The sequence below is a fragment of the Streptomyces sp. NBC_01237 genome, from assembly GCF_035917275.1.
In the GTDB taxonomy this organism is placed as follows: domain Bacteria; phylum Actinomycetota; class Actinomycetes; order Streptomycetales; family Streptomycetaceae; genus Streptomyces.
Map to the genome: position 1 here is coordinate 2,318,858 of NZ_CP108508.1, position 24,558 is coordinate 2,343,415.

General features: G+C 71.5%; 21 protein-coding genes and 1 pseudogene. 13 read left to right on the forward strand and 9 right to left on the reverse strand.

Annotated elements, in window-relative coordinates; translation table 11 throughout:
- Positions 1 to 255: 255 nt before the first annotated feature.
- A complete protein-coding gene (locus tag OG251_RS10335) occupies positions 256 to 1,653 on the forward strand; it encodes a cysteine desulfurase/sulfurtransferase TusA family protein (RefSeq protein WP_326676878.1) in 1,398 nt (465 codons plus the stop codon).
- Here OG251_RS10335 and OG251_RS10340 read toward each other — a convergent pair whose 3' ends face one another.
- Positions 1,654 to 2,628: a carbohydrate kinase family protein gene (locus OG251_RS10340; protein WP_326676879.1), complete on the reverse strand. Its 975-nt coding sequence runs from the start codon at positions 2,626 to 2,628 to the stop codon at positions 1,654 to 1,656.
- 159 nt (positions 2,629 to 2,787) lie between these two features.
- On the opposite strand from OG251_RS10340, the gene OG251_RS10345 reads away from it, so the two are divergent.
- Positions 2,788 to 2,985, forward strand: a complete 198-nt coding sequence (locus OG251_RS10345; RefSeq protein ID WP_073725167.1) for a hypothetical protein — start codon at positions 2,788 to 2,790, stop codon at positions 2,983 to 2,985.
- 195 nt (positions 2,986 to 3,180) lie between these two features.
- Positions 3,181 to 4,662 carry a hypothetical protein gene (locus tag OG251_RS10350; RefSeq protein ID WP_326676880.1) on the forward strand — a complete coding sequence of 494 codons (1,482 nt, stop codon included), beginning with the start codon at positions 3,181 to 3,183 and terminating at the stop codon, positions 4,660 to 4,662.
- A gap of 102 nt (positions 4,663 to 4,764) precedes the next feature.
- Here the strand turns inward: OG251_RS10350 and OG251_RS10355 are convergent, their stop codons facing one another.
- The gene (locus OG251_RS10355; RefSeq protein WP_073725163.1) at positions 4,765 to 5,121 is read right to left on the reverse strand and encodes a HesB/IscA family protein; all 357 of its coding nucleotides are present in this window, start codon (positions 5,119 to 5,121) and stop codon (positions 4,765 to 4,767) included.
- A gap of 222 nt (positions 5,122 to 5,343) precedes the next feature.
- On the opposite strand from OG251_RS10355, the gene nadA reads away from it, so the two are divergent.
- Together nadA and OG251_RS10365 are read left to right on the forward strand one after the other, a co-directional pair.
- A complete protein-coding gene (gene nadA / locus OG251_RS10360) occupies positions 5,344 to 6,531 on the forward strand; it encodes a quinolinate synthase NadA (RefSeq protein ID WP_326676881.1) in 1,188 nt (395 codons plus the stop codon).
- 453 nt (positions 6,532 to 6,984) lie between these two features.
- Complete coding sequence (locus OG251_RS10365; RefSeq protein ID WP_326676882.1) at positions 6,985 to 7,752, forward strand: hypothetical protein; 768 nt, start codon at positions 6,985 to 6,987, stop codon at positions 7,750 to 7,752.
- Positions 7,753 to 7,894: 142 nt separating this feature from the next.
- On the opposite strand, the gene OG251_RS10370 is transcribed toward OG251_RS10365, so the two are convergent.
- The 5 genes from OG251_RS10370 to OG251_RS10390 all read right to left on the reverse strand — a co-directional run bounded on the left by OG251_RS10370 (position 7,895) and on the right by OG251_RS10390 (position 14,498).
- Complete coding sequence (locus OG251_RS10370) at positions 7,895 to 11,044, reverse strand: efflux RND transporter permease subunit (protein ID WP_326676883.1); 3,150 nt, start codon at positions 11,042 to 11,044, stop codon at positions 7,895 to 7,897.
- Between the two features lie 230 nt (positions 11,045 to 11,274).
- On the reverse strand, positions 11,275 to 11,964 hold the full coding sequence (locus OG251_RS10375; RefSeq protein WP_326676884.1) for a response regulator transcription factor: 690 nt from the start codon (positions 11,962 to 11,964) through the stop codon (positions 11,275 to 11,277).
- On the reverse strand, positions 11,961 to 13,241 hold the full coding sequence (locus OG251_RS10380; protein WP_326676885.1) for a sensor histidine kinase: 1,281 nt from the start codon (positions 13,239 to 13,241) through the stop codon (positions 11,961 to 11,963). The genes OG251_RS10375 and OG251_RS10380 overlap by 4 nt, the downstream gene beginning before the upstream one ends.
- A gap of 185 nt (positions 13,242 to 13,426) precedes the next feature.
- Positions 13,427 to 13,705 carry a PspA-associated protein PspAA gene (gene pspAA / locus OG251_RS10385; RefSeq protein WP_073725151.1) on the reverse strand — a complete coding sequence of 93 codons (279 nt, stop codon included), beginning with the start codon at positions 13,703 to 13,705 and terminating at the stop codon, positions 13,427 to 13,429.
- Between the two features lie 10 nt (positions 13,706 to 13,715).
- Complete coding sequence (locus tag OG251_RS10390; protein WP_073725485.1) at positions 13,716 to 14,498, reverse strand: PspA/IM30 family protein; 783 nt, start codon at positions 14,496 to 14,498, stop codon at positions 13,716 to 13,718.
- A gap of 297 nt (positions 14,499 to 14,795) precedes the next feature.
- Here OG251_RS10390 and OG251_RS10395 point away from each other — a divergent pair, with 297 nt between their 5' ends.
- The 3 genes from OG251_RS10395 to OG251_RS10405 all read left to right on the forward strand — a co-directional run bounded on the left by OG251_RS10395 (position 14,796) and on the right by OG251_RS10405 (position 17,402).
- Entirely contained in the window at positions 14,796 to 15,380 is a 585-nt protein-coding gene (locus tag OG251_RS10395) for a DUF3043 domain-containing protein (RefSeq protein WP_326676886.1), read from the forward strand.
- Positions 15,381 to 15,439: 59 nt separating this feature from the next.
- Positions 15,440 to 16,174 (forward strand): class I SAM-dependent methyltransferase, encoded by a 735-nt coding sequence (locus OG251_RS10400; protein WP_326681210.1) that lies wholly within the window; start codon positions 15,440 to 15,442, stop codon positions 16,172 to 16,174.
- Between the two features lie 136 nt (positions 16,175 to 16,310).
- On the forward strand, positions 16,311 to 17,402 hold the full coding sequence (locus OG251_RS10405) for a S1C family serine protease (protein ID WP_326676887.1): 1,092 nt from the start codon (positions 16,311 to 16,313) through the stop codon (positions 17,400 to 17,402).
- 241 nt (positions 17,403 to 17,643) lie between these two features.
- Here OG251_RS10405 and OG251_RS10410 read toward each other — a convergent pair.
- A pseudogene (locus OG251_RS10410) lies at positions 17,644 to 17,844 on the reverse strand (hypothetical protein); the annotation flags it as partial.
- A gap of 78 nt (positions 17,845 to 17,922) precedes the next feature.
- Between OG251_RS10410 and OG251_RS10415 the strand changes: the two are divergent.
- From OG251_RS10415 to OG251_RS10430, 4 genes are all read left to right on the forward strand, one after another.
- Positions 17,923 to 19,125, forward strand: a complete 1,203-nt coding sequence (locus OG251_RS10415) for a bifunctional adenosylcobinamide kinase/adenosylcobinamide-phosphate guanylyltransferase (RefSeq protein ID WP_326676888.1) — start codon at positions 17,923 to 17,925, stop codon at positions 19,123 to 19,125.
- 108 nt (positions 19,126 to 19,233) lie between these two features.
- Positions 19,234 to 20,361 carry a nicotinate-nucleotide--dimethylbenzimidazole phosphoribosyltransferase gene (gene cobT, locus OG251_RS10420; RefSeq protein ID WP_326676889.1) on the forward strand — a complete coding sequence of 376 codons (1,128 nt, stop codon included), beginning with the start codon at positions 19,234 to 19,236 and terminating at the stop codon, positions 20,359 to 20,361.
- Positions 20,362 to 20,452: 91 nt separating this feature from the next.
- A complete protein-coding gene (locus OG251_RS10425; RefSeq protein ID WP_326676890.1) occupies positions 20,453 to 22,261 on the forward strand; it encodes a phosphatidylglycerol lysyltransferase domain-containing protein in 1,809 nt (602 codons plus the stop codon).
- Positions 22,258 to 22,980, forward strand: coding sequence for a hypothetical protein (locus tag OG251_RS10430; protein WP_326676891.1), 723 nt, complete (start codon positions 22,258 to 22,260; stop codon positions 22,978 to 22,980). The genes OG251_RS10425 and OG251_RS10430 overlap by 4 nt, the downstream gene beginning before the upstream one ends.
- Here the strand turns inward: OG251_RS10430 and OG251_RS10435 are convergent.
- A complete protein-coding gene (locus OG251_RS10435; protein WP_326676892.1) occupies positions 22,920 to 23,684 on the reverse strand; it encodes a hypothetical protein in 765 nt (254 codons plus the stop codon). The genes OG251_RS10430 and OG251_RS10435 overlap by 61 nt on opposite strands.
- 88 nt (positions 23,685 to 23,772) lie before the next feature.
- On the opposite strand from OG251_RS10435, the gene cobS reads away from it, so the two are divergent.
- Positions 23,773 to 24,555 carry an adenosylcobinamide-GDP ribazoletransferase gene (gene cobS, locus OG251_RS10440; RefSeq protein ID WP_326676893.1) on the forward strand — a complete coding sequence of 261 codons (783 nt, stop codon included), beginning with the start codon at positions 23,773 to 23,775 and terminating at the stop codon, positions 24,553 to 24,555.
- Positions 24,556 to 24,558: the final 3 nt, after the last annotated feature.

The following is a 24,558-nucleotide window of genomic DNA, read 5'->3' on the forward strand; positions in this document are numbered from 1 at the left end:
AGTCTCGCCCGCACGGTCGGCGCGCCCGTCTCGCTGGTCGGTCGCCGGCCCTGACGCGGGCAGGGGTTTGGATGTTTATGCGGACCAAACCCTACTGGACGCTATTTGGGGTCGCGCGGGGAGGGTGCCCAACGCGCCGCCCGACTCCCCGAAGGGGTGGAATCCGGGCCTCCGGGCGCCATCTGACGCCCCCTCTCCTGGTCTCGGCGGGCAGCCGCCACCGAGGTGGAGCCGGGTGCGGGCTAGCGTGACGCCGTGCCCTACTTCGATGCCGCCTCCGCCGCCCCCCTGCACCCCGTCGCCCGCCAGGCGCTGCTTGCCTCGCTGGACGAGGGCTGGGCCGATCCCGCCAGGCTCTACCGGGAGGGGCGGCGCGCCCGGCTGCTGCTGGACGCGGCCCGGGAGGCCGCGGCGGAGTCCGTCGGCTGCCGTCCGGACGAGCTGGTCTTCACCTCTTCGGGGACGACGGCGGTGCACTCGGGAATTGCCGGGGCCCTTTCCGGGCGTCGGCGTGTCGGGCGCCATCTGGTCCACTCCGCGGTCGAACATTCGTCGGTACTCCATTCGGCCGCCGCCCACGAGGCGGGCGGGGGCGCGTTCACCGAGGTGCCGGTCGACCGGTCGGGCGCGGTGAGCCCGGCGGCGTACGCCGGGGCCCTGCGGGCGGACACCGCGCTGGCCTGCCTGCAATCGGCCAACCATGAGGTGGGCACCGAGCAGCCGGTGGCCGAGGTGGCCGGAATCTGCGCCGCCGCCGGGGTGCCGCTGCTGGTGGACGCGGCGCAGTCGCTGGGGTGGGGTCCGGTGCCCGGCGGCTGGTCGCTGCTGACCGCGAGCGCCCACAAATGGGGCGGACCCGCGGGGGTCGGGCTGCTGGCGGTACGCAAGGGGGTCCGCTTCTCCCCCCAGGGACCGGCCGGGGAACGGGAGTCCGGGCGGGCGGCCGGGTTCGAGAACATCCCGGCGATCGTGGCCGCCGCGGCCTCGCTGCGGGCGGTACGCGCCGAGGCGGCGGCCGAGTCGGTACGGCTGCGCGCCCTGGTCGACCTGATCCGGACGACGGTGGCCGGGCGGGTGCCCGATGTGGAGGTGGTGGGCGATCCGGAGCGGCGGCTGCCGCATCTGGTCACCTTCTCCTGTCTCTATGTCGACGGAGAGACGCTGCTGCACGAACTGGACCGGGCTGAATTCTCCGTATCGTCCGGTTCGTCCTGCACCAGCAGCACGCTGACGCCGAGCCATGTGCTCAAGGCGATGGGGGTGCTGTCCGAGGGAAACGTCCGGTTGTCGCTCCCGGCGGGCACCACCCGGGCCGATGTCGACCGCTTCCTGGAGGTGCTGCCGGGAGTGGTGGCCGGGGTGCGCGAGAAGCTGGGCGCCCCGGTGTCCGCGCCCCCCTCCTCCACAGCCCCCTCCCCCTCTCCCGCCGCGCCCCTCGTCGTCGACGCGCTGGGCAGGCGCTGCCCGATCCCGGTGATCGAGCTCGCAAAGGTGATCGAAGAGGTACCCGTGGGCGGCACGGTGAGGGTCCTGTCCGACGACGAGGCGGCGCGCCTGGACATCCCGGCGTGGTGCGAGATGCGCGGGCAGGAGTACGTGGGTGAGGAGCCGGCGGAGCAGGGCTCGGCCTATCTGGTCCGCCGGCTCGGCTGACTACACCAGGTGGAGACGCACCTCGGCGGCGGCCTCGTCGCCGTACGCCTTGGTGAAGCGGTCCATGAAGTCGGTGCGGCGCAGGGTGTACTCCTGGGTGCCGACCGTCTCGATGACCAGGGTGGCGAGCATGCAGCCGACCTGGGCGGCGCGCTCCAGGCCGACACCCCAGGCCAGACCGGAGAGGAATCCGGCCCGGAAGGCGTCGCCGACGCCGGTCGGGTCGGCCTTGGTCTCCTCGTCCGGGCAGCCGACCTCGATCGTCGCCTCGCCGACGCGCTCGATGCGCACGCCCCGGGCGCCGAGCGTGGTGACCCGGTGGCCGACCTTGGACAGGATCTCCGCGTCGTTCCAGCCGGTCTTCGACTCGATGAGCCCCTTCTCGTACTCATTGGAGAAGAGGTACGTGGCGCCGTCCAGCAGGATGCGGATCTCGTCGCCGTCCATGCGGGCGATCTGCTGCGAGAAGTCCGCGGCGAACGGGATGTTCCGGGAGCGGCACTCCTCGGTGTGCCGGAGCATCGCCTCCGGGTCGTCGGCGCCGATCGAGACCAGGTCGAGGCCGCCGACCCGGTCGGCGACGTTCTTCAGTTCGATCAGCCGGGCCTCGCTCATCGCGCCCGTGTAGAAGGAGCCGATCTGATTGTGGTCGGCGTCCGTCGTGCAGACGAAGCGGGCGGTGTGCAGTACCTCGGAGATCCGTACCGAACCGGTTTCGACACCGTGCCGGTCGAGCCAGGCGCGGTACTCGTCGAAGTCGGCACCTGCCGCGCCGACCAGGATCGGGCGGGTGCCGAGCAACCCCATGCCGAAGCAGATGTTGGCGGCGACACCGCCCCGGCGCACATCGAGGTTGTCGACCAGGAAGGAGAGGGAGACCGTATGCAGCTGATCCGCGACCAGCTGGTCGGCGAAACGGCCGGGGAAGGTCATGAGGTGATCGGTGGCAATGGAGCCGGTGACTGCAATACGCACGGGGAGGATTCTCCTCGACAGGCGAAGGGAACGCGGGAGCGCGCCCTCCGGGACGGCGTGACAGTTCACGCTACCGGGTCACCTCGCCCGGCCCGAAAGGGGAAAACTACCCGATAGTAGGGCTTTCTACCTGAGTACGACCGTGCGTACGGTGCGGATATGTCGAAGCACACCGCACCTCGTGAGTCCGAAATGAGCCTGGCCGAGCTGCGCGGGGACTGCGCGCGTATGGCGCCGCACTGGGTGGTACCTGCGAAGACTGCCACGGCACCGGTGACACCGTCCCTGATTCACGGGGTATCGGTGCCTCCCGCGTCCGCCCGGCTGATCGACGCGATGTCCGAATACGGCGACTGAGGCCGGCTGCCGGTTGCGGCAGCGGCTCTTTCCGGCCTTTTCCCGCCGGTTCGGGCCGGGCCGAGCGCGACGGGCACGGTTTCCCCGCACCCGCCGGTGGAACCGTGCGCTCCTCCGCTCCGTCCCACCCCTGTCTCCCGTCCGGGAGGCTCACGGTAGGTCACGTGACGGCGATGCAGTCGAAGGAGCGATCCGGTGAGCACCGAGCGACCCGACAACGACGTGACCGGCCCCCGGCGGCGGCGGCGTCCGCCGCTCGCGGTGGCCTCGGTGGCGGCAGCGGTGCTGCTGGCCGGGGGCGGCGGCGCGTACTGGGCCTCGACCGCTTCGGGCGGCGACGCCGGTACGGACAGCGGCTCCGCGGCCCGCGGCGACAGCGCCGCCCCCCTGCTGGCCCTGGACGGGTCCGGGACCGGCCCCGCCGAGTCCGTGACCGGTCCCACGGCACCGCCCGAGGGAATCGCGCCGGGCGAACCGGACCCCAGCGGTGCGGGCATCACCTACCGCGCCTCCGGCGAGCTGCCGGACGGCCCGGACTCCGCGGCCGTCCACCGGGCGACGGGTACGGTCACGGCGGCCGAGGTGACCCGGCTGGCGAAGGCGCTCGGCGTGCCGGGCACCCCGCGCACCGAGGGCACGGCCTGGAAGGTGGGCGCCGGCAAGGGCGGCTCCGGCCCGGTCCTGAGCGTCACCAAGCAGGCTCCGGGCAGCTGGACGTTCGCCCGGTACGGCTCCGGCGGCACGGTTCCCTGCGAGTCCGCCACGGAGTGCGAGAACGGGAACGCGGTACCGGGCCGGACGGACCCGGTGAGCGACAAGGCTGCCAGGGCTGCCGCCACCCCCGTGCTCAAGGCGGTCGGCCAGGGCGACGCGGCGCTCGACGCGGGCCAGCTGATGGGCCCCGTACGGGTGGTGAACGCCGACCCGGTGGTGGACGGGCTGCCCACGTACGGCTGGCAGACCGGGATCCAGGTGGGCCCCGGGGGCGACGTGATCGGCGGGAGCGGACACCTCAAGGCCCTGGAGAAGGGCGACACCTACCCGGCGATCGGCGCTGACGAGGCGCTGAAGCGGCTGAACGCGTCGAACCGGCACAGTGCCAGGCCTGACGTCGGTGGCTGCGCCACTCCCGTACCGCTGGAGGGCGAGCAGCAGCCCTCACGGCCGAAGCCCTCGCAGCCGAAGTCGTCTCAGCCGCAGTGCGTGCCGTCGAACGGCAAGAAGGCACCGGTCACGATGACGGTCGGCAAGGCGGTGTTCGGGCTGGCCCTGAACTACGTGGACGGACGCCAGACCCTCGTACCGTCCTGGCTCTTCTCGGTGCGGTCGGCGCCGGGCGGCCCGCAGAGCACCGTCACCCAGGTGGCCGTGGCCCCCGACTTCCTCGCGAAGTCGGACCCGCCGCAGGAGGCGGGCGACCGGAAGGTCAGCTCGTACAGCGCGGACGGCCGGACGCTGGAGGTGACGTTCTGGGGCGGTGCGTGCAGCACGTACACGGCGAGCGCCGAGGAGAGCGCGGGCCAGGTGCGGGTGTCGGTGGCCGAGACCAAGCAGGACGGCGGCAAGGCCTGCATCATGATCGCCAAGGAAATGAAGCGGACGGTGACGCTGGACGCGCCGCTGGGCGACCGGAAGGTGATCGACGCGGCCTCCGGCAGCGGGGTGCCGCGCGGCTGAACGCGCTTCGGAGCACACGGCCGGGGCGGTGACGACCGACGGCGGCGGCCCCCGGGGAGTGATCCCCGGGGGCCGCCGCCGTCGGTCGTTGCCTCGCGACGCCTAGTTGAAGGAGTCACCGCAGGCGCAGGAACCCGTGGCGTTCGGGTTGTCGATCGTGAAGCCCTGCTTCTCGATGGTGTCGACGAAGTCGATGGAGGCGCCGCCCAGGTACGGGGCGCTCATCCGGTCGGTGACGACCTTGACGCCGTCGAAGTCCTTCACGACATCGCCGTCGAGCGAACGCTCGTCGAAGAAGAGCTGGTAGCGCAGGCCCGAGCAACCGCCGGGCTGAACGGCGACACGCAGCGCGAGGTCCTCACGGCCCTCCTGCTCCAGCAGGCCCTTGACCTTGGCTGCGGCGGCGTCCGAAAGGAGGATGCCGTCGTTCACGGTGGTGGTCTCGTCCGATACGGACATCTGCTTCTCTCCCGGGTTGTACGGACTGCTTGCCGACGTTTCAACCGTCGGGGCCGCGGATTCATTCCGGGCCAGGCGCGTGTCTGTTCCTTTTCATGCTCGCACACCGCACCGGTGGCGGGATGCGTCACATCGACGCTATCGGCATCGTCAAAGTGACACGAAGCGGTTATGATAGATAACGTCAAATAGACGAAAAGGCGAGTCTGCAGAGAAGAAAGGGTGCGTGACGTGACCACGGCCCAGCCCCTGGATGTACAGCCGACACCCCTCGCGCTGCTGCTGCTCGGCCGCGAGGCCGACCCGAAGAGCGAGCGCGGCGTCGAGTGTCCCGGCGACCTCCCCTCCCCGTCCGACCCGGACCTGGTGGAGCGTGCGCGTGCCGCGAAGGAGAAGCTCGGGGACAAGGTCTTCGTCCTCGGCCACCACTACCAGCGCGACGAGGTCATCCAGTTCGCGGACGTCACCGGCGACTCGTTCAAGCTCGCCCGGGACGCGGCCGCGCGGCCGGAGGCCGAGTACATCGTCTTCTGCGGCGTGCACTTCATGGCCGAGTCCGCGGACATCCTGACGACCGACGACCAGAAGGTCGTCCTGCCCGACCTGGCGGCGGGCTGCTCGATGGCCGACATGGCCACCGCCGAACAGGTCGCCGAGTGCTGGGACGTCCTGACCGACGCGGGTGTCGCCGAGCAGGTGGTGCCCGTCTCGTACATGAACTCCTCCGCCGACATCAAGGCGTTCACCGGCAGGCACGGCGGCACGATCTGCACCTCCTCCAACGCGAGGACGGCCCTGGAGTGGGCCTTCGAGCAGGGTGAGAAGGTGCTCTTCCTCCCCGACCAGCACCTCGGCCGGAACACCGCCGTACGGGACATGGGGATGACGCTGGAGGACTGTGTCCTCTACAACCCGCACAAGCCGGGCGGCGGTCTGACCACCGAGGAGCTGCGGAACGCCAAGATGATCCTGTGGCGCGGGCACTGCTCGGTGCACGGACGCTTCTCGGTCGATTCCGTCAACGACGTGCGCGCCCGCATACCCGGCGTCAACGTCCTGGTGCACCCGGAGTGCAAGCACGAGGTCGTGACGGCCGCGGACTACGTCGGCTCGACCGAGTACATCATCAAGGCCCTGGAAGCGGCCCCGGCCGGCTCGAAGTGGGCGATCGGCACGGAACTGAACCTGGTCCGCCGCCTCGCCGAGCGCTTCGCGCCCGAGGACAAGGAGATCGTCTTCCTCGACAAGACGGTCTGCTTCTGCTCGACGATGAACCGGATCGACCTCCCGCACCTCGTCTGGACGCTGGAGTCGCTGGCCGAGGGCAACCTGGTCAACCGGATCGAGGTCGACCCGGAGACGGAGAAGTACGCGAAGCTCGCGCTGGAGCGGATGCTGGCGCTGGCGTAGCCGCGGCGGCCGCGGCCGCGTCCCCGCGGCCACGGCATCGCATCGGCATCGGCGTACGCCCTCGTTGTGCGCCGCATCCCGTCGTATCCGCTGTATCCGTCGTATCCCCATGTGACCGGACAGGCTGAGTTTTCCCCTGTCCGGCACATGGGCGCTCGTGCCGTGACTACGCTGCGGCGGGACCTCGCACGGGCCCCGATACGTCAGTGGAAGTTCCGATGACGATCGATCCCGCCACCGGCAGCGCCCTCGAACGCGACATCCTTCTGCTCGAACAGCCGGGCCCGCGGACCGAATCCGCGCTGCGGAACCTGGTGGCACAGGCGGACCGTCCGGCCGACCCGGCCGAACCGCCCGCCCGCCGAAGGGGCGGACAGCGCGCGCTTCCGCGCCAGACGGGCTCTTCGCGCCTACGGGCATGCCGCGCCGGCCAACCACGAGGCTCTGGACACGGTGTGGCAGGAGCAGTCCGGCGGGCCGGTGCCCGCGTGGCTGCCGCTCCCCGAGGCGACGCTCAAGACCGTCGCCGCCTGGCTCCTCAGCGCCACATGGGCCGATTCGTACGCGTACTGGACGGATCACTCCGGCACTCTGAGCTCACCGGACGCGCCCGTCGCACTCGCCGAATACGCGCTCGTCTCCCCGGACTCCGCACGGCAGCACCAGGCGCTCAGGGAACGCATCCTGGCCGAGGGCGCGGACGTCGTCCTTCCCCGTCCGATGCTGGACGACCAGCTCGCGGAATGGCTCCGGAGCAGCGGCTGGAAGGAGTCCCAGCAGTATCTGCGGGACCACCCCGACCTGCTGCGCACCACCGCCCCGCCCTCCGCGCCCCTCACCCACGACGCCCTCCTCCATGTCTCCCGCTCCCACGGGATCACCGCCGCCCACCGGCTGCTCCGCGACCGCGAGGCGCTCCAGAGCTATCTGCGGCGCGCCCTGGACGCGGGAGACGCCAACTCGCTGCTCCATGCCGCGGGCATCGAGGGCGAGGTCTTCGGCGACCGGCTCTCCTCCTTCGCGCATGCCCAGGTCGGCATGATCCTGGCGGGCGCCACCGACGGCATCACTCCGGAGGAGCCCGTGGACCTGGCCGCCGCGGCACCGGAGGAGGTCCGTGGCCGTCTGGTCCGCGAGATCTCGGCGCTGAGCGTCCGCCACGCGGACCGGAGCCCCGATCTCTGGCTCCGTCTCGTCCGAGCCCCCGTGGAGGCCGGCTGACGCTCGCCCTCCCCCGCTCGGGGGCGGTGGACAGCGAAAGGGGCCTGTCCCACGCGGAGTGCGTGGGACAGGCCCCTTCGTCATGGGCGTCGGCCGGTCATGATCCGTCCAGCAGCCCGGGGCTGCTGGACGGATGGACGGATCACACGCTCGAAGGCTCGCTCTCGCGGCTCTCGTCGGTGGCCGTCGGCGCCGGGACGCCGGCCTTCTTCGCCCGCTTGGCCGCCTTCTTGCCGGCCCTGCGGTCCTTGCGCAGCTCGACCATCGCGTACAGCGTCGGGACGAGCAGCAGGGTCAGCAGCGTGGAGGTGATCAGACCACCGATCACCACGACCGCCAGCGGCTGCGAGATGAAGCCGCCCTCGCCGGTGACGCCGAGCGCCATCGGGAGCAGGGCGAAGATCGTCGCCAGAGCGGTCATCAGGATCGGGCGGAGCCGGTGACGGCCGCCCTCGACGACCGCTTCGACGACGCCCATGCCCTGCGACCTGTACTGGTTGATCAGGTCGATCAGCACGATCGCGTTGGTCACCACGATGCCGATCAGCATCAGCATGCCGATCATCGCCGGGACGCCCATCGGGGTGCCGGTGATGATGAGCAGCCCCAGGGCGCCGGTCGCCGCGAACGGGATGGAGACCAGCAGGATCAGCGGCTGGACCAGGGACCGGAAGGTCGCCACCAGCAGCATGAAGACGATCGCGATGGCCGCCAGCATGGCCAGGCCCAGCTTCATGAAGGCGTCGTTCTGGTCCTCGGAGACACCGCCGATCGTGGCGGTGGCACCCTCCGGCAGGTCCAGGGAGTCGATCTTCGACTGGAGCGAGGTGCTGACCGCACCGGTGTTGTCACCGGTGGGCTTGGCGGTGATCGTCGCGGAGCGCTGTCCGTCGATCCGGGTCATCGAGACCGGGCCGGGGACCAGCTTCACATCGGCGATCGCACCGAGCTTGACCGGGCCGAGCGGCAGGTCCTTCAGCTCGGCCATGGTGGTGGCCGGGTGGGCCGACTTGACGATGATGTCCCGCTCGGTGTCGTCCAGGATCGCCTTGCCGGACGGGGTACCGCGCACCGCACCGCCGACGGCCGCGCCGAGCGTGGCCTCGTCGAATCCGGCGGCGGCCGCCTTGTCGTTGGCCTTGACCGAGATGCGCGGGACGCTCTGCGCGAGGTCGCTCTGGACGTCGGTGACGTCCTTGAGCTTGGCGACCTCGGTGCGTACCGCTTCGGACGCCTTCTTCAGGGTGTCCCCGTCGGCGGCCTTGACCACCACGCTGAGGTCCTGGCTGCCGAAGCCGTCGCCCGCGGCGATGGTGGTGTCGCCGATGCCGTCGAGCTTGCCGAGGGCCTCGTCGATACGGTCCTGGGCGGCCTCGAAGTCGCCCGAGTCCTTCAGGGTGATCTGGTACGACGCCTGGTTGGCGCCCGTACCGCCGCCGAAGGCCGCCATGAAGCCCGACGAACCGACGGTGACCTGGTAGTCCTTGACGCCCTTGTCGTCGTTGAGGACCTTCTCGACCTTCCGGGCCGCCTCGTCGGCGGCCGCCAGGCTGGTGCCGGGGGTCAGCTCCTGCTTGACGGAGAGGACTTCCTGCTCACCCTGGTCGAAGAAGTTCGTCTTCAGCAGCGGCACCATGCCGAAGGTACCGAAGAGCACCGCGACGGCGATGACGAGGCTGGTGATACGGCGCCGGGTCGCGAAGCGCAGCACCGGCACGTAGAGCCGCTGCAGCTTGCTGGCGGCTTCCTTCTCCTCGGCCTTGCGGCGTGCCTCGGCCGGGTTCTCGGCGGTGCCCTTGGGGGCGCGCAGGAACCAGAACGACAGGACCGGGACCACGGTCAGCGAGACGACCAGGGAGGCCAGCAGGGCCGCGGTGACGGTGAGGGAGAACGAGCCGAAGAGCTGACCGACCATGCCGCCGACCAGACCGATCGGCAGGAAGACGGCGACCGTGGTGAGCGTCGACGCGGTGACCGCTCCGGCCACCTCCTTGACGGCCGCGATGATCGCCGGCTGGCGCTCCTCGCCGTAGCCGAGGTGACGCTTGATGTTCTCCAGGACCACGATCGAGTCGTCGACGACGCGGCCGATCGCGATGGTCAGGGCGCCGAGCGTGAGCATGTTCAGCGAGAGGTCGCGGGTCCAGAGCACGATCAGGGCGAGGACCACGGAGAGCGGGATGGAGACCGCGGTGACCAGGGTCGAGCGCAGCGAGGCGAGGAAGACCAGGATCACGATGACCGCGAAGACGAGGCCGAGCGCGCCCTCGGTGGTCAGGCCGGAGATCGCCTTGGAGACGGCGGGGCCCTGGTCGGAGACGACGGTCAGCTCGGCACCGGCGCCGAGGTCCTTGCGCAGGTCCGGGAGCTTGTCCTTGACGGCGTCCGAGATGGCGACGGCACTGCCGTCCTTGTCCATGGTCGCCATGACGGCGAGGCTCGGCTTGCCGTTCGTACGGGTGATGGAGACCGCGGTGGACGGCTCCTGCTTCACCGCGGCGACGTCACCGACGCGGACCGGCTCTCCGGGCCGGCCGGTCGCCGGGTCCTTCGCGGTGACCTGGAGGTCCTCGATCTGCTTCAGCGAGGTGAAGCCGCCGCCGACCTGGATGGTGCGGCTCTTGCCGGCCTCGGAGAACGAACCGGCCGGGACGGTGGCGCCGCCCGCCTGGAGCGCCTGGGCCAGCGATCCGGCGTTCAGACCGGCCGCGGCGAGCTTCTTGTCGTCGGGGACGACGGAGATCTGGAGCTCCTGGACACCGTCGACGGCGACCTGTCCGACACCCTCGATGTCCTCCAGGGCGGGGACGACCGTGCGGTCCAGCTGGTCGGCGAGCGCCTGCTGGTCCTTGTCGGAGGTGACGGCGAGGACCACGGTCGGGATGTCGTCGGTGGAACCGGCGATGACCTGGGGGTCGACATCGTCGGGGAGCTGGATGCGGGCCCGGTTCACGGCCTGCTGGATGTCGGCGACGAGTTGCTTGGTGCCTTCGTCACCGAAGTCGAACGTCGCCATGAGGACGGCGTTGCCCTCGCTGGCGGTCGAGGTGATGCCCTCGACGCCGTCGACGGCCTTGATCGAGTTTTCGAGCGGTTCGACGACCTGCTTCTCGACCACATCGGGGGACGCACCCGGGTAGGGGGCCAGCACCGACACCATCGGAAGTTCGATGGTGGGCAGCAGTTGCTGCTTGAGCTGCGGGATCGCGATGGCGCCGAACACGAGCGCGACGATCGAGATCAGCCCTATCAGGGCCCGTTGCGCGAGGCTGAATCTGGACAGCCAGGACATGGGTGGGTCTCTCTTCTGTGGCTTACGCGGCAGATGGGCGGGAGAAACCGGGGACATCCCGCCACCTCTACGATCGCCGATCCCGGTTGCCGGAACGTCGGCCCCCGGGTTGCTTTCTTATGTCGCGCATACCGCAGGTGGAGTACGCCGGATCTCCACCCGTAGCCGCACTTGTCGACCTGCCCGACGCTCCGTCCGCCGCCCGCCGGGCCGCGCCCGTCGCTCGGCCGTCACTCCAGCCGTGCGCGGACCAGGCCCGATTCATACGCGATGACCACCAACTGGGCGCGGTCCCGGGCGCCGAGCTTCGCCATCGCCCTGTTCACATGCGTCTTGACGGTGAGTGGGCTGACGGCGAGCCGTTCGGCGATCTCGTCGTTGGAGTGTCCGCCCGCGACCAGCACCAGGACCTCGCGTTCGCGGACGGTGAGCGCGGCGAGCCGCTGGGAGTACTCGGCGGCGTCCGGGCCCTCCCCCGAACTTCCGCCCTGCGCGAGGAACGTGGCGATGAGGCCCTTGGTCGCCGCCGGGGAGAGCAGCGCCTCACCGCCCGCGGCGATACGGATGGCATTGAGGAGTTCGTCCGGCTCCGCACCTTTTCCGAGGAAGCCCGAGGCTCCGGCACGCAGCGACTGCACGACGTACTCGTCCACCTCGAACGTGGTGAGCATGACGACCCGCACCTCCGCCAGATCCGGATCGGCGCTGATCATGCGGGTGGCGGCGAGCCCGTCGGTGCCCGGCATCCGGATATCCATCAGCACCACGTCGGCGCGCGTCGAGCGGGCCAGTTCCACGGCCTGCGCACCGTCCGCCGCCTCGCCCACGACCTCCATGTCGGGCTCCGAGTCCACCAGCACACGGAACGCGCTGCGCAGGAGTGCCTGGTCGTCGACGAGCAGCACCTTGATCGGTGTCACGCGCGTCCCCCCGTCCTGCCCGCCGTGCCCGGCCGTTCCGGTTCACCCGCGCGGGCCTTGACCGGCAGGATCGCATGCACCCGGAATCCGCCTCCGTACCGAGGGCCCGCGGTGAGGCTGCCGCCGAGGGCGGTGACGCGTTCGCGCATGCCGATGAGACCGTGGCCGCCACCGTCGCGGTCCTCGTCCTTCGCGTCCGGGTACGCGTCACCGCCCCGGCCGTTGTCGAGCACCGTGACCTCGGCGGTGGCCCCGACCCGTATGACGCTCACTTCCGCTCTGGCGCCGGATCCCGCGTGTTTGCGGACGTTGGTCAGCGCCTCCTGGATGACCCGGTAGGCGGCCAGGTCGACGGCGGCGGGCAGCGGCGGCTCGTGGTCGACGCAGGCCACCTCGACGGGGAGCCCGGCGTTGCGGAAGGTCTCCACCAGTCCGCCGAGGACGGCCAGCCCGGGGGCCGGCTCCGTGGGCGCCTCGGGATCGCCCGACTGCCGCAGCAGCCCGACCGTGGCCCGGAGTTCGTTGAGCGCGGAGCGGCTGGCGTCCCGGACGTGGGCGAGCGCCTCCTTGGCCTGGTCCGGGCGCTTGTCCATGACGTGTGCGGCCACCCCGGCCTGCACGTTGACCAGGGCGATGTGATGGGCGACGACATCGTGCAGGTCCCGGGCGATCCGCAGCCGCTCCTCGGCGACCCGGCGGCGGGCCTCCTCCTCGCGGGTCCGCTCGGCCCGTTCGGCACGCTCCCTGATCGCGTCGATGAACGCGCGCCTGCTGCGGACGGCGTCCCCGGCGGCACCGGCCAGCCCCAGCCAGGCGAAGACGCCGAGGTTCTCCTGGCTGTACCAGGGGGCCGAGCCGAAGGACATCGCGGTCACCGTCAGCACGGCCACGCTCAGCAGCCCGACCCGCCAGGTGGTGGGCCGGTCGGTGCGGGACGCGACGGTGTAGAGCGCGATGACCGCTCCCATCACCACCGGGGCCGGCGGGTCCATCGTCACGAACTCCACGACCGACAGGGCCCCGGTGAAAGCGAGCACCGCCACGGGGCGCCGCCGGCGCAGCACGAGCGCGCACGCGCTGAGCACCATCATGAGCACGCTGAAGGCTTCGGGGGTACGGGTGCCGAAGCTCGGTCTCCCGTTCGCCGAGTCCGGGTCGGCGAACGACCCGCAGATCATGCTCAGGAGCACGAGGAGAGCGAGGGCCCCGTCGAACGCGAGGGCATGGTCCCGCAGCCAGCGGCGGGCGCGCATGAGCCCGGTCGAGAGGGTGGTCACATCGAGCAACGGTACGGCGTGTCGTACACGGATCCGTCCCCGCGGTGTGCGCATACGGCCACAGCGCGGACGGGCCGGGGCGGACAGCACTGTGCCCCGCGGCCGGCGGACCGGGCGGGGCACAGCTGTGCGGGTACTGCGGAAGCGTGGAGCGCGGGACCGGCCTGCGCGTACGGCGGCGGGAGTCAGCCGGGGATCAGCCCGTCGTCACGGAGCATGGCGCGCACCTCTTCGAGGGTCGCGTCCGGCGACGGCAGGATCAGCCCGGACGGCTCCAGGGAGTCGTCCGGCACGGGCGTGCCCAGCTCGCGCACCTTGTCCAGGAGCGCGTGGAGCGTGGTGCGGAAGCCGGGGCCGTCGCCGCTCTCCATCTCTGCGAGCAGTACGTCGTCGAGCTCGTTGAGCTCGGTGACATGACTGTCGGCCAGCTTGACCTGGCCCTCCCCCATGATCCGTACGATCATGACGTTGCCCTTACTGCTTGTCGAACTTGTGCGGAGACTGCTGCGACTGCGGTGCGGCGTCCTGGGCACCGCCCTCGATGGCCTGCTGCGACGAGGAGGAGCCGCCGGCCAGTTCGGCCTTCATGCGCTGCAGCTCCAGCTCCACATCCGTACCACCGGAGAGCCGGTCCAGCTCGGCGGCGATGTCGTCCTTCGCCGTCCCGGTCGGGTCGTCCAGGGCGCCCGAGGCGAGCAGCTCGTCGATGGCGCCGGCCCGCGCCTGGAGCTGCTGCGTCTTGTCCTCGGCCCGCTGGATCGCCAGGCCGACGTCGCCCATCTCCTCGGAGATCCCGGAGAACGCCTCGCCGATCCGGGTCTGCGCCTGGGCCGCCGTGTAGGTCGCCTTGATCGTTTCCTTCTTCGTACGGAAGGCGTCGACCTTGGCCTGCAGCCGCTGGGCCGCCAGAGTGAGCTTCTCCTCCTCACCCTGCAGCGTGGTGTGCTGCGTCTCCAGGTCCGTGACCTGCTGCTGGAGGGCGGCACGCCGGGACAGCGCCTCGCGCGCCAGGTCCTCACGACCGAGCGCCAGCGCCTTGCGGCCCTGGTCCTCCAGCTTGGACGACTGTCCCTGCAGCTGATTCAGCTGCAGCTCCAGCCTCTTGCGCGAGGTCGCCACATCGGCGACGCCGCGGCGTACCTTCTGAAGCAGCTCCAGCTGCTTCTGGTACGAGTAATCGAGGGTCTCGCGCGGATCCTCGGCCCGGTCAAGGGCCTTGTTTGCCTTCGCGCGGAAGATCATCCCCATACGCTTCATGACACCGCTCATGGGCTTCGCGCGCCCCCTTCTGACGGACTGAGCTCCAGCACTCCAACAGAACCCACAGTACGGGCCCTGTCTCTATTACCGCACTGTCAGGGAGCGGATGTGCTCCTCCCAAAGGACGACTGCCCCCGGTGACCGCTCCAGCCCAGGGAGTAGGTGGCGGTCAGGGAAACCGGCGGCAAACGTCCGTTCTGCCCCTGTCGGGGTGCTTCTCAGGACGCAGGCCGTTGCCGGATCGTTCCCGCCCGGTCCGGACTCGTCGCGGACGACCCCGTACCCTTGGGTTTTGTGTTCCGTAGCCGTGCCAAGGAAGAGAAGGTCCCCACGCCGGACCTCTCCAAGACGTCCCGCGACCCGCAGGCTCCCAAGGGTCGCCCCACCCCCAAGCGCAGCGAGGCCCAGACGCAGCGCCGACGTGCTTCCAGCACGCCGACCGATCGCAAGGAGGCCATGAAGCGCCAGCGCGAAGCGCGCCGCGTCGACCTGGCCAAGCAGCGTGAGGCGCTCGCCACCGGTGACGAGCGCTACCTCCCGGCGCGCGACAAGGGGCCGGTCAGGCGCTTTGTCCGTGACTTCGTGGACTCGCGCTTCTGCATCGCCGAGTACTTCCTGCCGCTCGCCGTGATCATCCTGATTCTCAGCGTGATCCAGATCCAGAACATCCAGAACATCTCGCTGCTGCTCTGGCTCGGCGTGATCGTGCTGATCGTGGTCGACTCCGTCGGCCTCACGTTCCGGCTCAAGAAGCAGCTGCGGGAACGCTTCCCGGACACCCCGAAGCGCGGCGCCGTCGCGTACGGCCTGATGCGCACGCTCCAGATGCGCCGCCTGCGGCTCCCGAAGCCCCAGGTCAAGCGGGGAGAGCGGCCCTGAGTACGGAGACCTCCGGTTTCACCGGGGTCTCTTCGGTGTGGCTGAAGGGTCTCGGCGGACTGCGCAACACCGTCCGCCAGGAACTCGTCGCCCGACAGCTGGACGAGCAGATAGCCGCGCGCTTCCCGGTGGGACAGCGGCTGCGGGTGCTCGATGTCGGCATGGGCCAGGGCACCCAGGCGCTGCGGCTGGCCAGGGCCGGTCATTCCGTGACCGGTCTGGAGGCCGACGCGGAGATGCTGCGGGCCGCCCGCGAGGCGTTGTCGGCGGAGCCCGAGGGCATCCGGGAACGGGTCAGGCTGATCGAGGGTGACGGCCGGGACACCGGCGTGCACTTCCTGCCCGGCAGCTTCGACCTGGTGCTCTGCCACGGTGTGCTGATGTATGTCCAGGAGCCGGACCCGATACTGGCGGGCCTGGCCCGGATGCTGGCTCCCGGCGGACTGCTCTCCCTGCTCGTACGGAACGCGGACGCCCTCGCGATGCGCCCCGGGCACGCCGGGGACTTCGACGGCGCGCTGTCGGCGTTCGACACGGCCACGTACACCAACCGGCTCGGCGCCACCGTGCGCGCCGACCGGCTCGACGCCCTGACGGCCACGCTCGCCGGGATCGCGGCGCCGCTGCACGCCTGGTACGGGGTGCGGGTCTTCACGGACCACGTGGGCAACGACGTGGAGCTGCCCGCCGCCACGGAGCTGGAGCAGTTGCTGGCGGCTGAGGACCGGGCCGGCCGCACGGACCCGTACCGCCGGGTGGCGGCACTGCTGCATCTGTGCGGCGTGCGCGGCTGAGGGCAGGACTCCGGCGGGACGCGGGGACCGTTCCGGTGCGCCCCGCGCTCCGGTCCCCGGGCCGGAGCGGCCCGTACGGCCCCGTTCGGCCCATCAGCGCAGGCCGCGGGCGGGGGTCAGACGTGAGACTCCGGACATGGATGCATCTCACTCCCGCAGCCGAGTGCGCCGGCTGTTGCTGCCGTTGACCGCAGGTGTCTGCGCGATCGCCCTGGTGGGCGGCTGCTCCGACGCCGACTCCACTTCCCGCTCCGCGGGCGAGTCCAGCCCGTCGGGCACGGTTCAGGGCTCGGCCTCCCGTGCCACCAATGACCTGCAGGCCGATTACCAGGCCGTCATCAAGGACGTCCTGCCGTCGGTCGTGCAGATCGATGCCTCCGACAGCCTGGGCTCGGGCATCGTCTATGACGACAAGGGCCATATCGTCACGAACGCCCATGTGGTCGGCTCGGAGAAGACCTTCAAAGTCAGCGTCGCCACCGGTGAGAAGGTGCTCAGCGCCTCGCTCGTCTCCTCGTACCCGGAACAGGACCTGGCCGTCATCAAGCTCGACCAGGTCCCCGACGGGCTGAAGGCCGCGAAGTTCGGCGACTCGGAGAAGGTCGAGGTGGGGCAGATCGTGATGGCGATGGGCTCGCCGCTCGGTCTCTCCAGCAGCGTCACCCAGGGCATCGTCTCGGCCCTGGGCAGGACCGTGAGCGAGGGCCGTACGGGCGGGGGCACGGGGGCGACGATCGCCGACATGGTGCAGACGTCCGCGGCGATCAACCCCGGCAACAGCGGCGGTGCGCTGGTGAACCTCGACAGCGAGGTGATCGGTATTCCGACGCTCGCGGCGACGGACCCGCAGATGGGTGACAGCGCGGCCCCCGGGATCGGGTTCGCGATCCCGGTGTCGATGGTGAAGACGGTCGCCGACCAGATCATCAGGAGCGGCAAGGTCACCGACTCGGGACGGGCCGCGCTGAACATCACCGGGCGCACGGTCGTCGACAGCAGCTACCGGCCCGCCGGAGTGGCGCTGGTCAGCGTGACCAAGGGCGGCGCCGCGGAGAAGGCGGGGCTGCGGCCCGGCGACATCATCACCGAGGTCGGCGGCGACCGGGTCACGACGATCACGTCGCTCTCCGAGGTCCTGGCCAGCGAGAAGCCGGGCCAGAAGGTCACGGTCACGTACCTGCGCAGCGACGCGGAGAAGACGGCCGAGGTCACGCTGGGCGAGATCTGAGGAAGCGGACCGGGGGCCCGGAGCACGATCAGGGCCGGCACGGTACGCGGAGCACCATCAGGGCCGGCACGGTACGCGGAAGGGGCGGGCGGCAGCAGGTTCTCCTGCGCCGCCCGCCCCTTCCCGTCGTACGGAGCCGCGGGGCCGTACCCGGTCAGGCCGTGTCGGCCGCACCGGCCCGGTCGGCCTCGGCCTGACCGGCCTGGTCGGCCTGTTCGGCCTGTTCGGCCTGATCGGGCTGATCCGCGCGGAGACTCATCGGGCCGTAGATCTTGGTCGTGTCCTCGAAGAGCGTCACCTGCTCCGCTCCGCCCTCCACGAGCTCCTTCCAGAACTCACCGATCCAGGACTCCGCATCGCCCTGGGTCGTGAACTCGTCCGGCTGAAGAGCCGGCTCCGTCTCCGTACCGTCGGACTTCTCGAACCGCCACGTCCACGCCATGTCCGCCTCCTGGGTCACGTTGCTGCCCGAAGCCTAGCCGGGCGCGCACCCGGCGCGGGGACGCGGGAGGATCAGGGCGTGGAACTGACTCTGCTCGGCACCGGAGCCCCCGACGGGCTGCCCAAGCCCGACTGCCCCTGCGCCGCCTGCGCGAGCGCCCGCGGTCCGCGGGCGCGGGCCGCGACCTCCCTGTTGATCGACGACGCGCTGCTGCTCGACCTCACCCCCGGGGCCGTGCTCGCGGCCGCCCGCGCGGGACATTCGCTGGGCGCGGTGCGCCAGGTGCTGCTGACCCATCCCCATGACGGGCCCGCCGTCGAGCTGCCCGCCGTGCTGCCGCCTGCCGGGCGGGTGCCGGACGGCCAGGTACTGACGCTGATCAGCGGGCACCGGGTGCGGGCGGTGCCGATGGACGCGCCGGGGACCGGTTACGAGGTGACGGCGCCGGAGGGCGAGCGGCTGCTGTACCTGCCGCCCGGCGCCGCGCCCGCAGGGCTCACCGGGCGGGTGGCGGCGCCGTACGACATGGTGGTCGGCGATGTGATCGCACGGCCCGACGCGGTGGCCCGGCTGCGGGCCGTCGACGCGGTCGGCCCGACCACCGAGGTGATCGCCGTCCATCTCGGCCATGACGCACCGCCCGGCGCCGCGCTGGACCGGCAGCTCGCGGCCGCCGGAGCACGCGCCGTGCCGGACGGGACGACGCTGGTGGTGGGCGAGTACCACGCGGTGCCGGACGTGCCCCGGCGCACGCTGGTGACCGGCGGGGCACGGTCCGGGAAGTCGCTGGAGGCCGAGCAGCGTCTGGAGACCTTCCCCGAGGTGGTGTACGTGGCGACCGGCGGCCGCCGGGAGGGCGACGCCGAGTGGGCGGCGCGGGTGGGCCTGCACCGGGAGCGCCGGCCCTCCACCTGGCGCACCGAGGAGACCTGTGAGCTGGCGGGGCTGCTGACCCTGGACGGGCCGCCGCTGCTGATCGACTGCCTCTCGCTGTGGCTGACGGACGCCATGGACCGGGTGGACGCCTGGGACGACGCGCGGTGGGCGGACGGGGGCGAGGAGGCGTTGCGGGAACGGGTCGCTGAGCTGGTCCACGCGGTGCGCGGGACACCGCGGAAGGTGGTGGCGGTGACCAACGAGGTGGGCTCGGGGGTCGTACCGGCGACGGCGGCCGGGCGGCGGTTCCGGGACGAGCTGGGGCGGTTGAACGCGGCGGTCGCGGCGGAGTGCGAGGAGGTTCTGCTGGCGGTGGCGGGGCAGGTGCTGGTGCTGCGGGGGTGAGCCCGCCTCCGGCGGCACTTCTCGGGAGGGGGCACCGGTACTGTTCCCGGCAGGAGCCCGCCGCCGGGTTCCCGGCCCCCGACGTTACGACCCGCGAGGCAGACCTCCGTGAATCTGGACGACTTCTCCGATCTGATCGAACGCCCCGACGGCGGCGTACGGCGCGACGCCGAGGAACGCCGGGAGCGGCTGACCGTTCCGCCGGGCGCCCTCGGCCGCCTCGACGAACTGGGCGAGTGGCTCTCCGCCGCCCAGCAGTCCGTGCCGGTCAAGCCGGTCGAACAGCCACGCGTGGTGCTCTTCGCCGGTGACCACGGGGTGGCGGAGCTGGGTGTCTCCGGCCGCCCGGCGGGGAGTACGTACGACCTCGTCCGGGCCGCGCTGGACGGCGCTAGTCCCGTATCGGTGCTGGCCCGCCGCTTCTCCGTGCCGCTGCGGATCGTCGACGCCGGTGTGGACTGCGACCCGGAGCTGCTGCCCGAGTCCGTCGTGCGGCACCGGGTGCGGCGTGGCAGCGGGCGCATCGACATCGAGGACGCGCTGACGGCGGAGGAGGCCGAGCGGGCGGTACGTCTCGGTATGGCGATCGCCGACGAGGAGGCCGACTCCGGGACCGATCTGGTGGTGCTCGGCGATCTCAGTGTCGGCGGCACCACGGCCGCGGCCACCCTCATCGCCGCCCTGTGCGGCACGGACGCCTCGGTGGTGACGGGGCGCGGCGGCGCGGGCATCGACGATCTGGCCTGGATGCGCAAGTGCGCGGCGGTCCGGGACGCGCTGCGCCGGGCGCGGCCGGTCCTCGGCGACCAGTTGGAGCTGCTGGCCACGGTCGGCGGCGCGGATCTGGCGGCGATGACGGGTTTCCTGCTCCAGAGCGCGGTGCGCCGGATGCCGGTGATCCTGGACGGCGTCGTCTCGGCGGCCTGTGCGCTGGTGGCCCAGCGCGCGGCGTTCCGGGCCCCGGACTGGTGGCTGGCGGGACAGGTCAGCGGTGAGCCCGCGCAGACGAAGGCACTGGACCGGATGGCGCTGACTCCGCTGCTCGACCACGGGATCACCGTGGGCGAGGGAACCGGAGCGCTGCTCTCCCTGCCGCTCGTCCGGGCCGCGGCGGCGCTGGCCGCCGAACTGCCCGAGCGCGCGCCGGACGAGGAGACGGACACGGACGACGCAGCGGAGGGGGCGGCGGACACCGGCTCCGGCACCGAGGGCGACGACGTGAAGAGCGGCGTCTGACCGGACCGGCCCTCCCGGGCCGCGGCCGGCCGGACACCGGCCGCAGCCCCCGCGCCACCATGAACCGCGACGCCCCATATGATCGCGTTTCATGGGAGAGGTCCGATCGGCCAGTGAGGAAGCCGGGCGCAGTACCGCCCGGTCCCGGCGCAGCGCGGCGTTCGCCATCTGGTATCTGCGCATCGTCTCGTTCATCAACTTCCTGAGCGCCGTCTGGGTCAGCCTCGGCCAGGATCTGCGGCGCCACAACACCGAGAACTTCTTCACCCCCTATCTGCTCACCGCGGGCTTCTCCTCCGGGGTGGTCGCGCTGTTCCTGGCCGTCACGATGCGGCGTCGCAAGCGGGCCGCCTGGATCGTCAACATGGTGGCGGGCGGGCTCCTGCTGCTCCTCCTGGCGCTCGCGTTCCTCTTCCCGGAGATCCGGCAGCACGCGCAGAACTGGGTCTCGCTGGCCCTCACCGCGGCGTTCGTCCTGGCCCTGCTGCTGGGCCGGCGGGAGTTCTACGCGAAGGGCGACCGCTCCAACCCGAAGCTGGCCGCCGCGGTGGCGGTCGGCGGGCTGCTGATCACCTCGCTGCTCGCCGCGGGGCTGGTGACGCTCACCAACACCGCGCACGACGAGTACCGCTCGACGTTCCTGGACCGCTGGCGCTACGGGGCGCTGCGGCTGATCTCCGTCGCCGCCGACGACTCGCGCTTCCCCGGCATCACCTCACCGGGCTGGGTCAACGTCGTCATCAACATCCTGTCCACGCTGCTGCTCATCGCCGTCGTGTACGCGGCGTTCCGCGCCCGCCGGGCCGTCGACGCGCTGACTCCCGAGGACGAGGCGAAGCTCCGCGCCCTCCTGGACGCGTACGGGGACCGGGACTCGCTCGGCTACTTCGCGCTGCGCCGCGAGAAGAGCGTCGTCTGGTCGCCGACCGGGAAGGCGGCCGTGGTCTACCGCGTGGTCGGCGGGGTGTCGCTCGCCTCCGGTGACCCGATCGGCGACCCGGAGGCCTGGCCGGGCGCGATCGTGCCGTGGCTCACCGAGGCACGGGAGCACGGCTGGATCCCGGCGGTGATGGGCGCGAGCGAGGAGGCGGGCACCGTCTACGCCCGGCACGGCCTCGACGCGCTGGAACTGGGCGACGAGGCGATCGTGGAGACCGCCGAGTTCACCCTCGACGGGCGGGCGATGCGCACCGTGCGCCAGGCGTACAACCGCGTCAGGCGGGCCGGGTACGAGGTGACCGTCCGGCGGCACGAGGACATCCCCGAGGACGAGATGGCCCAGTTGCTGCGGCGCGCGGACGACTGGCGCGACGGGGCCACCGAGCGCGGCTTCTCGATGGCGCTGGGGCGCCTGGGCGACCCGGCGGACGGACAGTGCGTGATGCTGGAGTGCCGGGACGCCGCCCCTCGGGACCAGGACGGCCGGGACTCCCGGGACGGGCGGCCGGGCGAGCTGCGCGCCGTGCTGAGCTTCGTGCCGTGGGGCCCGCACGGTCTCTCGCTGGACCTGATGCGCCGCGACCGGGACGCGGAGAACGGCCTGATGGAGTTCATGGTCATCGAGCTGCTCCAGCGCTCCGAGGAGATCGGGATCACGCAGGTCTCTCTCAACTTCGCGATGTTCCGCTCCGTCTTCGAGAGGGGATCGCGCCTGGGTGCCGGACCGGTGCTGAGGCTGTGGCGCTCCCTGCTGAGCTTCTTCTCGCGCTGGTGGCAGATCGAGTCGCTCTACCGTGCCAACGCCAAGTACCGACCGATCTGGGAGCCCCGTTTCATGCTCTTCGAGAAGAGCGCCGATCTGCTGCGCATCGGCGTCGCGGCGGGCCGCGCCGAAGGGTTCCTGGAGGCTCCCGGGCTGCCCAAGTGGCTGCATCGCTCGCAGCTGGCCACCCGTAGATGATCCGCGGGGGCGCCCTGCGCGCCGCGGCCCGACGGGAGTGGGGGCCGCTGCTGGGGACCGTACGGCGGGCGCTCGCCGCGCGTGGTGCGCGGGCCGTGCCGATGACGCTGGCGGCGGTGCTCCTGACGGCGCTGATACAGGTGGTGCAGAACCAGTCCTGGGGCTTTCGGACCGTGCAGAACCTCGGCGCGGTGCAGGCCGAGGACCCGTTGTGGCTCGCTCTGCTGCGTACCCCGCTCTCGCTGTTCGTCCCCGCCCTCGATCTGCCGGTGTGGGGTGCGCTGGCGCAGTTGCTGCTGGTGTTCGGCGTCGCCGAGATCTGTCTGGGACGCCGGCGCACGCTCGGCATCGCCTATCTGGCGACGCTGGCCGGGACGCTGTACGCACGGGTCGGCATCGCGGTCGGCCCGGCCGGTTTCCTCGGGCTGCCGGCCTCCGACGCACAGGTCGTGGACACGGGGCCGTCGGCGGCGGTGGTGGGGCTCGCGGTGTACGTCTGCCATGCCTGCCGGGCCTGGTTCACCGGAGCGCTGGTGATCGTGGCGATGGTGGTGGAGATCGTCTTCAAGGACAACCTGGCGGGCAAGGAGCATCTGGCCGCGATCGTCGTCGTGCTGGCGCTGTGCGCGGTGGTGGAGGTACGCGCACGGCGGCGCGGTCAGGGCTCGCGGCCGGGCGGCAGCGGCACCCGGTCCGGCGCCCCGCCGATGAGGTCCTGAAATCTGCGGCGGGGACCCGCCCATCGCACATCGTGGTGGTACGCGCGCAGCACCGACCGGGCACGGGCGCGGTGCCTGTGCCGGTAGAACCGCTTCGCCCACGGCGAGGTCGGCCGGGCCAGCCGGATCGCGCCGGTCAGCGCGACGAACGGGACGAGGGTGCCGACCACCGCCATCCGCGCCTTGCCCTTGAACAGGGCGATGAGCACGAAGCAGAAGTTGATCGCGAAGGACGTGATGACGCTCAGCCTGCTCTGCTGTTCCGAGCCGCTCACGTCGTTCACCCCCAGCGGCGAGAAGCCCGCCAGGACCAGCAGGACGAGCGAGGCGGTGAGGACGACGACCTCCACGCTCTGGCGCCCCTGCTCGGTCCAGTACACGTCGTTCAGGTGGAGGATCAGCGCGAACTCGTCCAGCACGAGCCCCGCCCCGATCCCGAAGATCACCGCACAGGTCCCCGCGGCGGCCCCGTGCCGCCCGCTCGCGACCGCGCCGAAGCCGCCGACCACGGTCAGCACGACGCCGGGCACCACGTGGTGGACGTGTACCCCGCCCGGGGCGATGTTGCGGAACGGGCCCTTCCCGGCCCGGATCAGCCGGGTGATGGTGCGGGTGACGGCGAAGGTCAGCACAAAGGCGCTCAGCGCCAGGAGCAGCGGGAGCTTGCCCGGCTCGGTGATGTTCGTGTGCCACCAGTGACCCATGCCACCTACTCCCGATAAGTCACGTTGCGCAGGCTTTGATGTGTTTTGCCCAATCTATCGGCGGGATGAACCGGCTAGCCTGCCCGCGGTGACCTCCCTGAACAGCCACGGCATACGTTTCGCTTTCGGCACCCTGACCGCGCTCCCCGTCCGCGTCACCCGCTGGGACCGCGAGAGCGCGCGTGCCGGAATGCTCTGCGCCCCGCTCGCCGGCCTCGTCGTGGGCCTGTTCGCCGCCGCGCTCGGGTCCCTGTTGCTGCTGTTCGGGTCGGGGCCGCTGCTCGCGGCGGTCGCCTCCGTCGCGGTGCCCGCCGCCCTCACCCGGGGCCTGCATCTGGACGGCCTGGCGGACACCGCCGACGGACTCGGCAGCGCGAAACCGGCGGAAGCCGCGCTGCGGATCATGAAGCAGTCGGACATTGGTCCGTTCGGTGTCATCGCGCTGCTCCTGGTCCTGCTGGCCCAGGTCGCGGTCCTCTTCCAGCTCTACGGGCAGGGCTGGGCGCACGGGGCGCTGGGCGCGGCCGTCGCCGCCGTCGCCGCCCGCCTCGCGCTCACGCTGGCGTCCCGTCAGGGGGTCCCGGCGGCCCGCCCGGAGGGCCTGGGCGCGGTGGTCGCCTCCACCGTTCCGGCCCGGGGCGCGCTGGCGGCCGGGGCCGTCACGGTGGCGGGCTGCGCGGCGGCGGGGGCGCTCCTGGGCCCGTACGGGGCCCTGCACCACGCGCTCGCCGTGCTGGGCGCCCTCGTCGCCGCCGAGTTGCTGCTGCGGCACTGCGTAAGGCGCTTCGGCGGGGTGACCGGGGATGTGTTCGGCGCGCTGACGGAGACGGCGGCGACGGCGGCGCTGGTGGTCCTGGCGCTGGGGCCCTGAGCC

Excerpts from the sequence above, each read along its gene's own strand:
- OG251_RS10345 (WP_073725167.1), top strand. The coding sequence starts at position 2,788 with ATGTCGAAGCACACCGCACCTCGTGAGTCCGAAATGAGCCTGGCCGAG.
- OG251_RS10355 (WP_073725163.1), bottom strand. The coding sequence starts at position 5,121 with ATGTCCGTATCGGACGAGACCACCACCGTGAACGACGGCATCCTCCTT.
- OG251_RS10370 (WP_326676883.1), bottom strand. The coding sequence starts at position 11,044 with ATGTCCTGGCTGTCCAGATTCAGCCTCGCGCAACGGGCCCTGATAGGG.
- pspAA (WP_073725151.1), bottom strand. The coding sequence starts at position 13,705 with ATGATCGTACGGATCATGGGGGAGGGCCAGGTCAAGCTGGCCGACAGT.
- OG251_RS10390 (WP_073725485.1), bottom strand. The coding sequence starts at position 14,498 with ATGAAGCGTATGGGGATGATCTTCCGCGCGAAGGCAAACAAGGCCCTT.
- OG251_RS10405 (WP_326676887.1), top strand. The coding sequence starts at position 16,311 with ATGGATGCATCTCACTCCCGCAGCCGAGTGCGCCGGCTGTTGCTGCCG.
- OG251_RS10425 (WP_326676890.1), top strand. The coding sequence starts at position 20,453 with ATGGGAGAGGTCCGATCGGCCAGTGAGGAAGCCGGGCGCAGTACCGCC.
- OG251_RS10430 (WP_326676891.1), top strand. The coding sequence starts at position 22,258 with ATGATCCGCGGGGGCGCCCTGCGCGCCGCGGCCCGACGGGAGTGGGGG.
- OG251_RS10435 (WP_326676892.1), bottom strand. The coding sequence starts at position 23,684 with ATGGGTCACTGGTGGCACACGAACATCACCGAGCCGGGCAAGCTCCCG.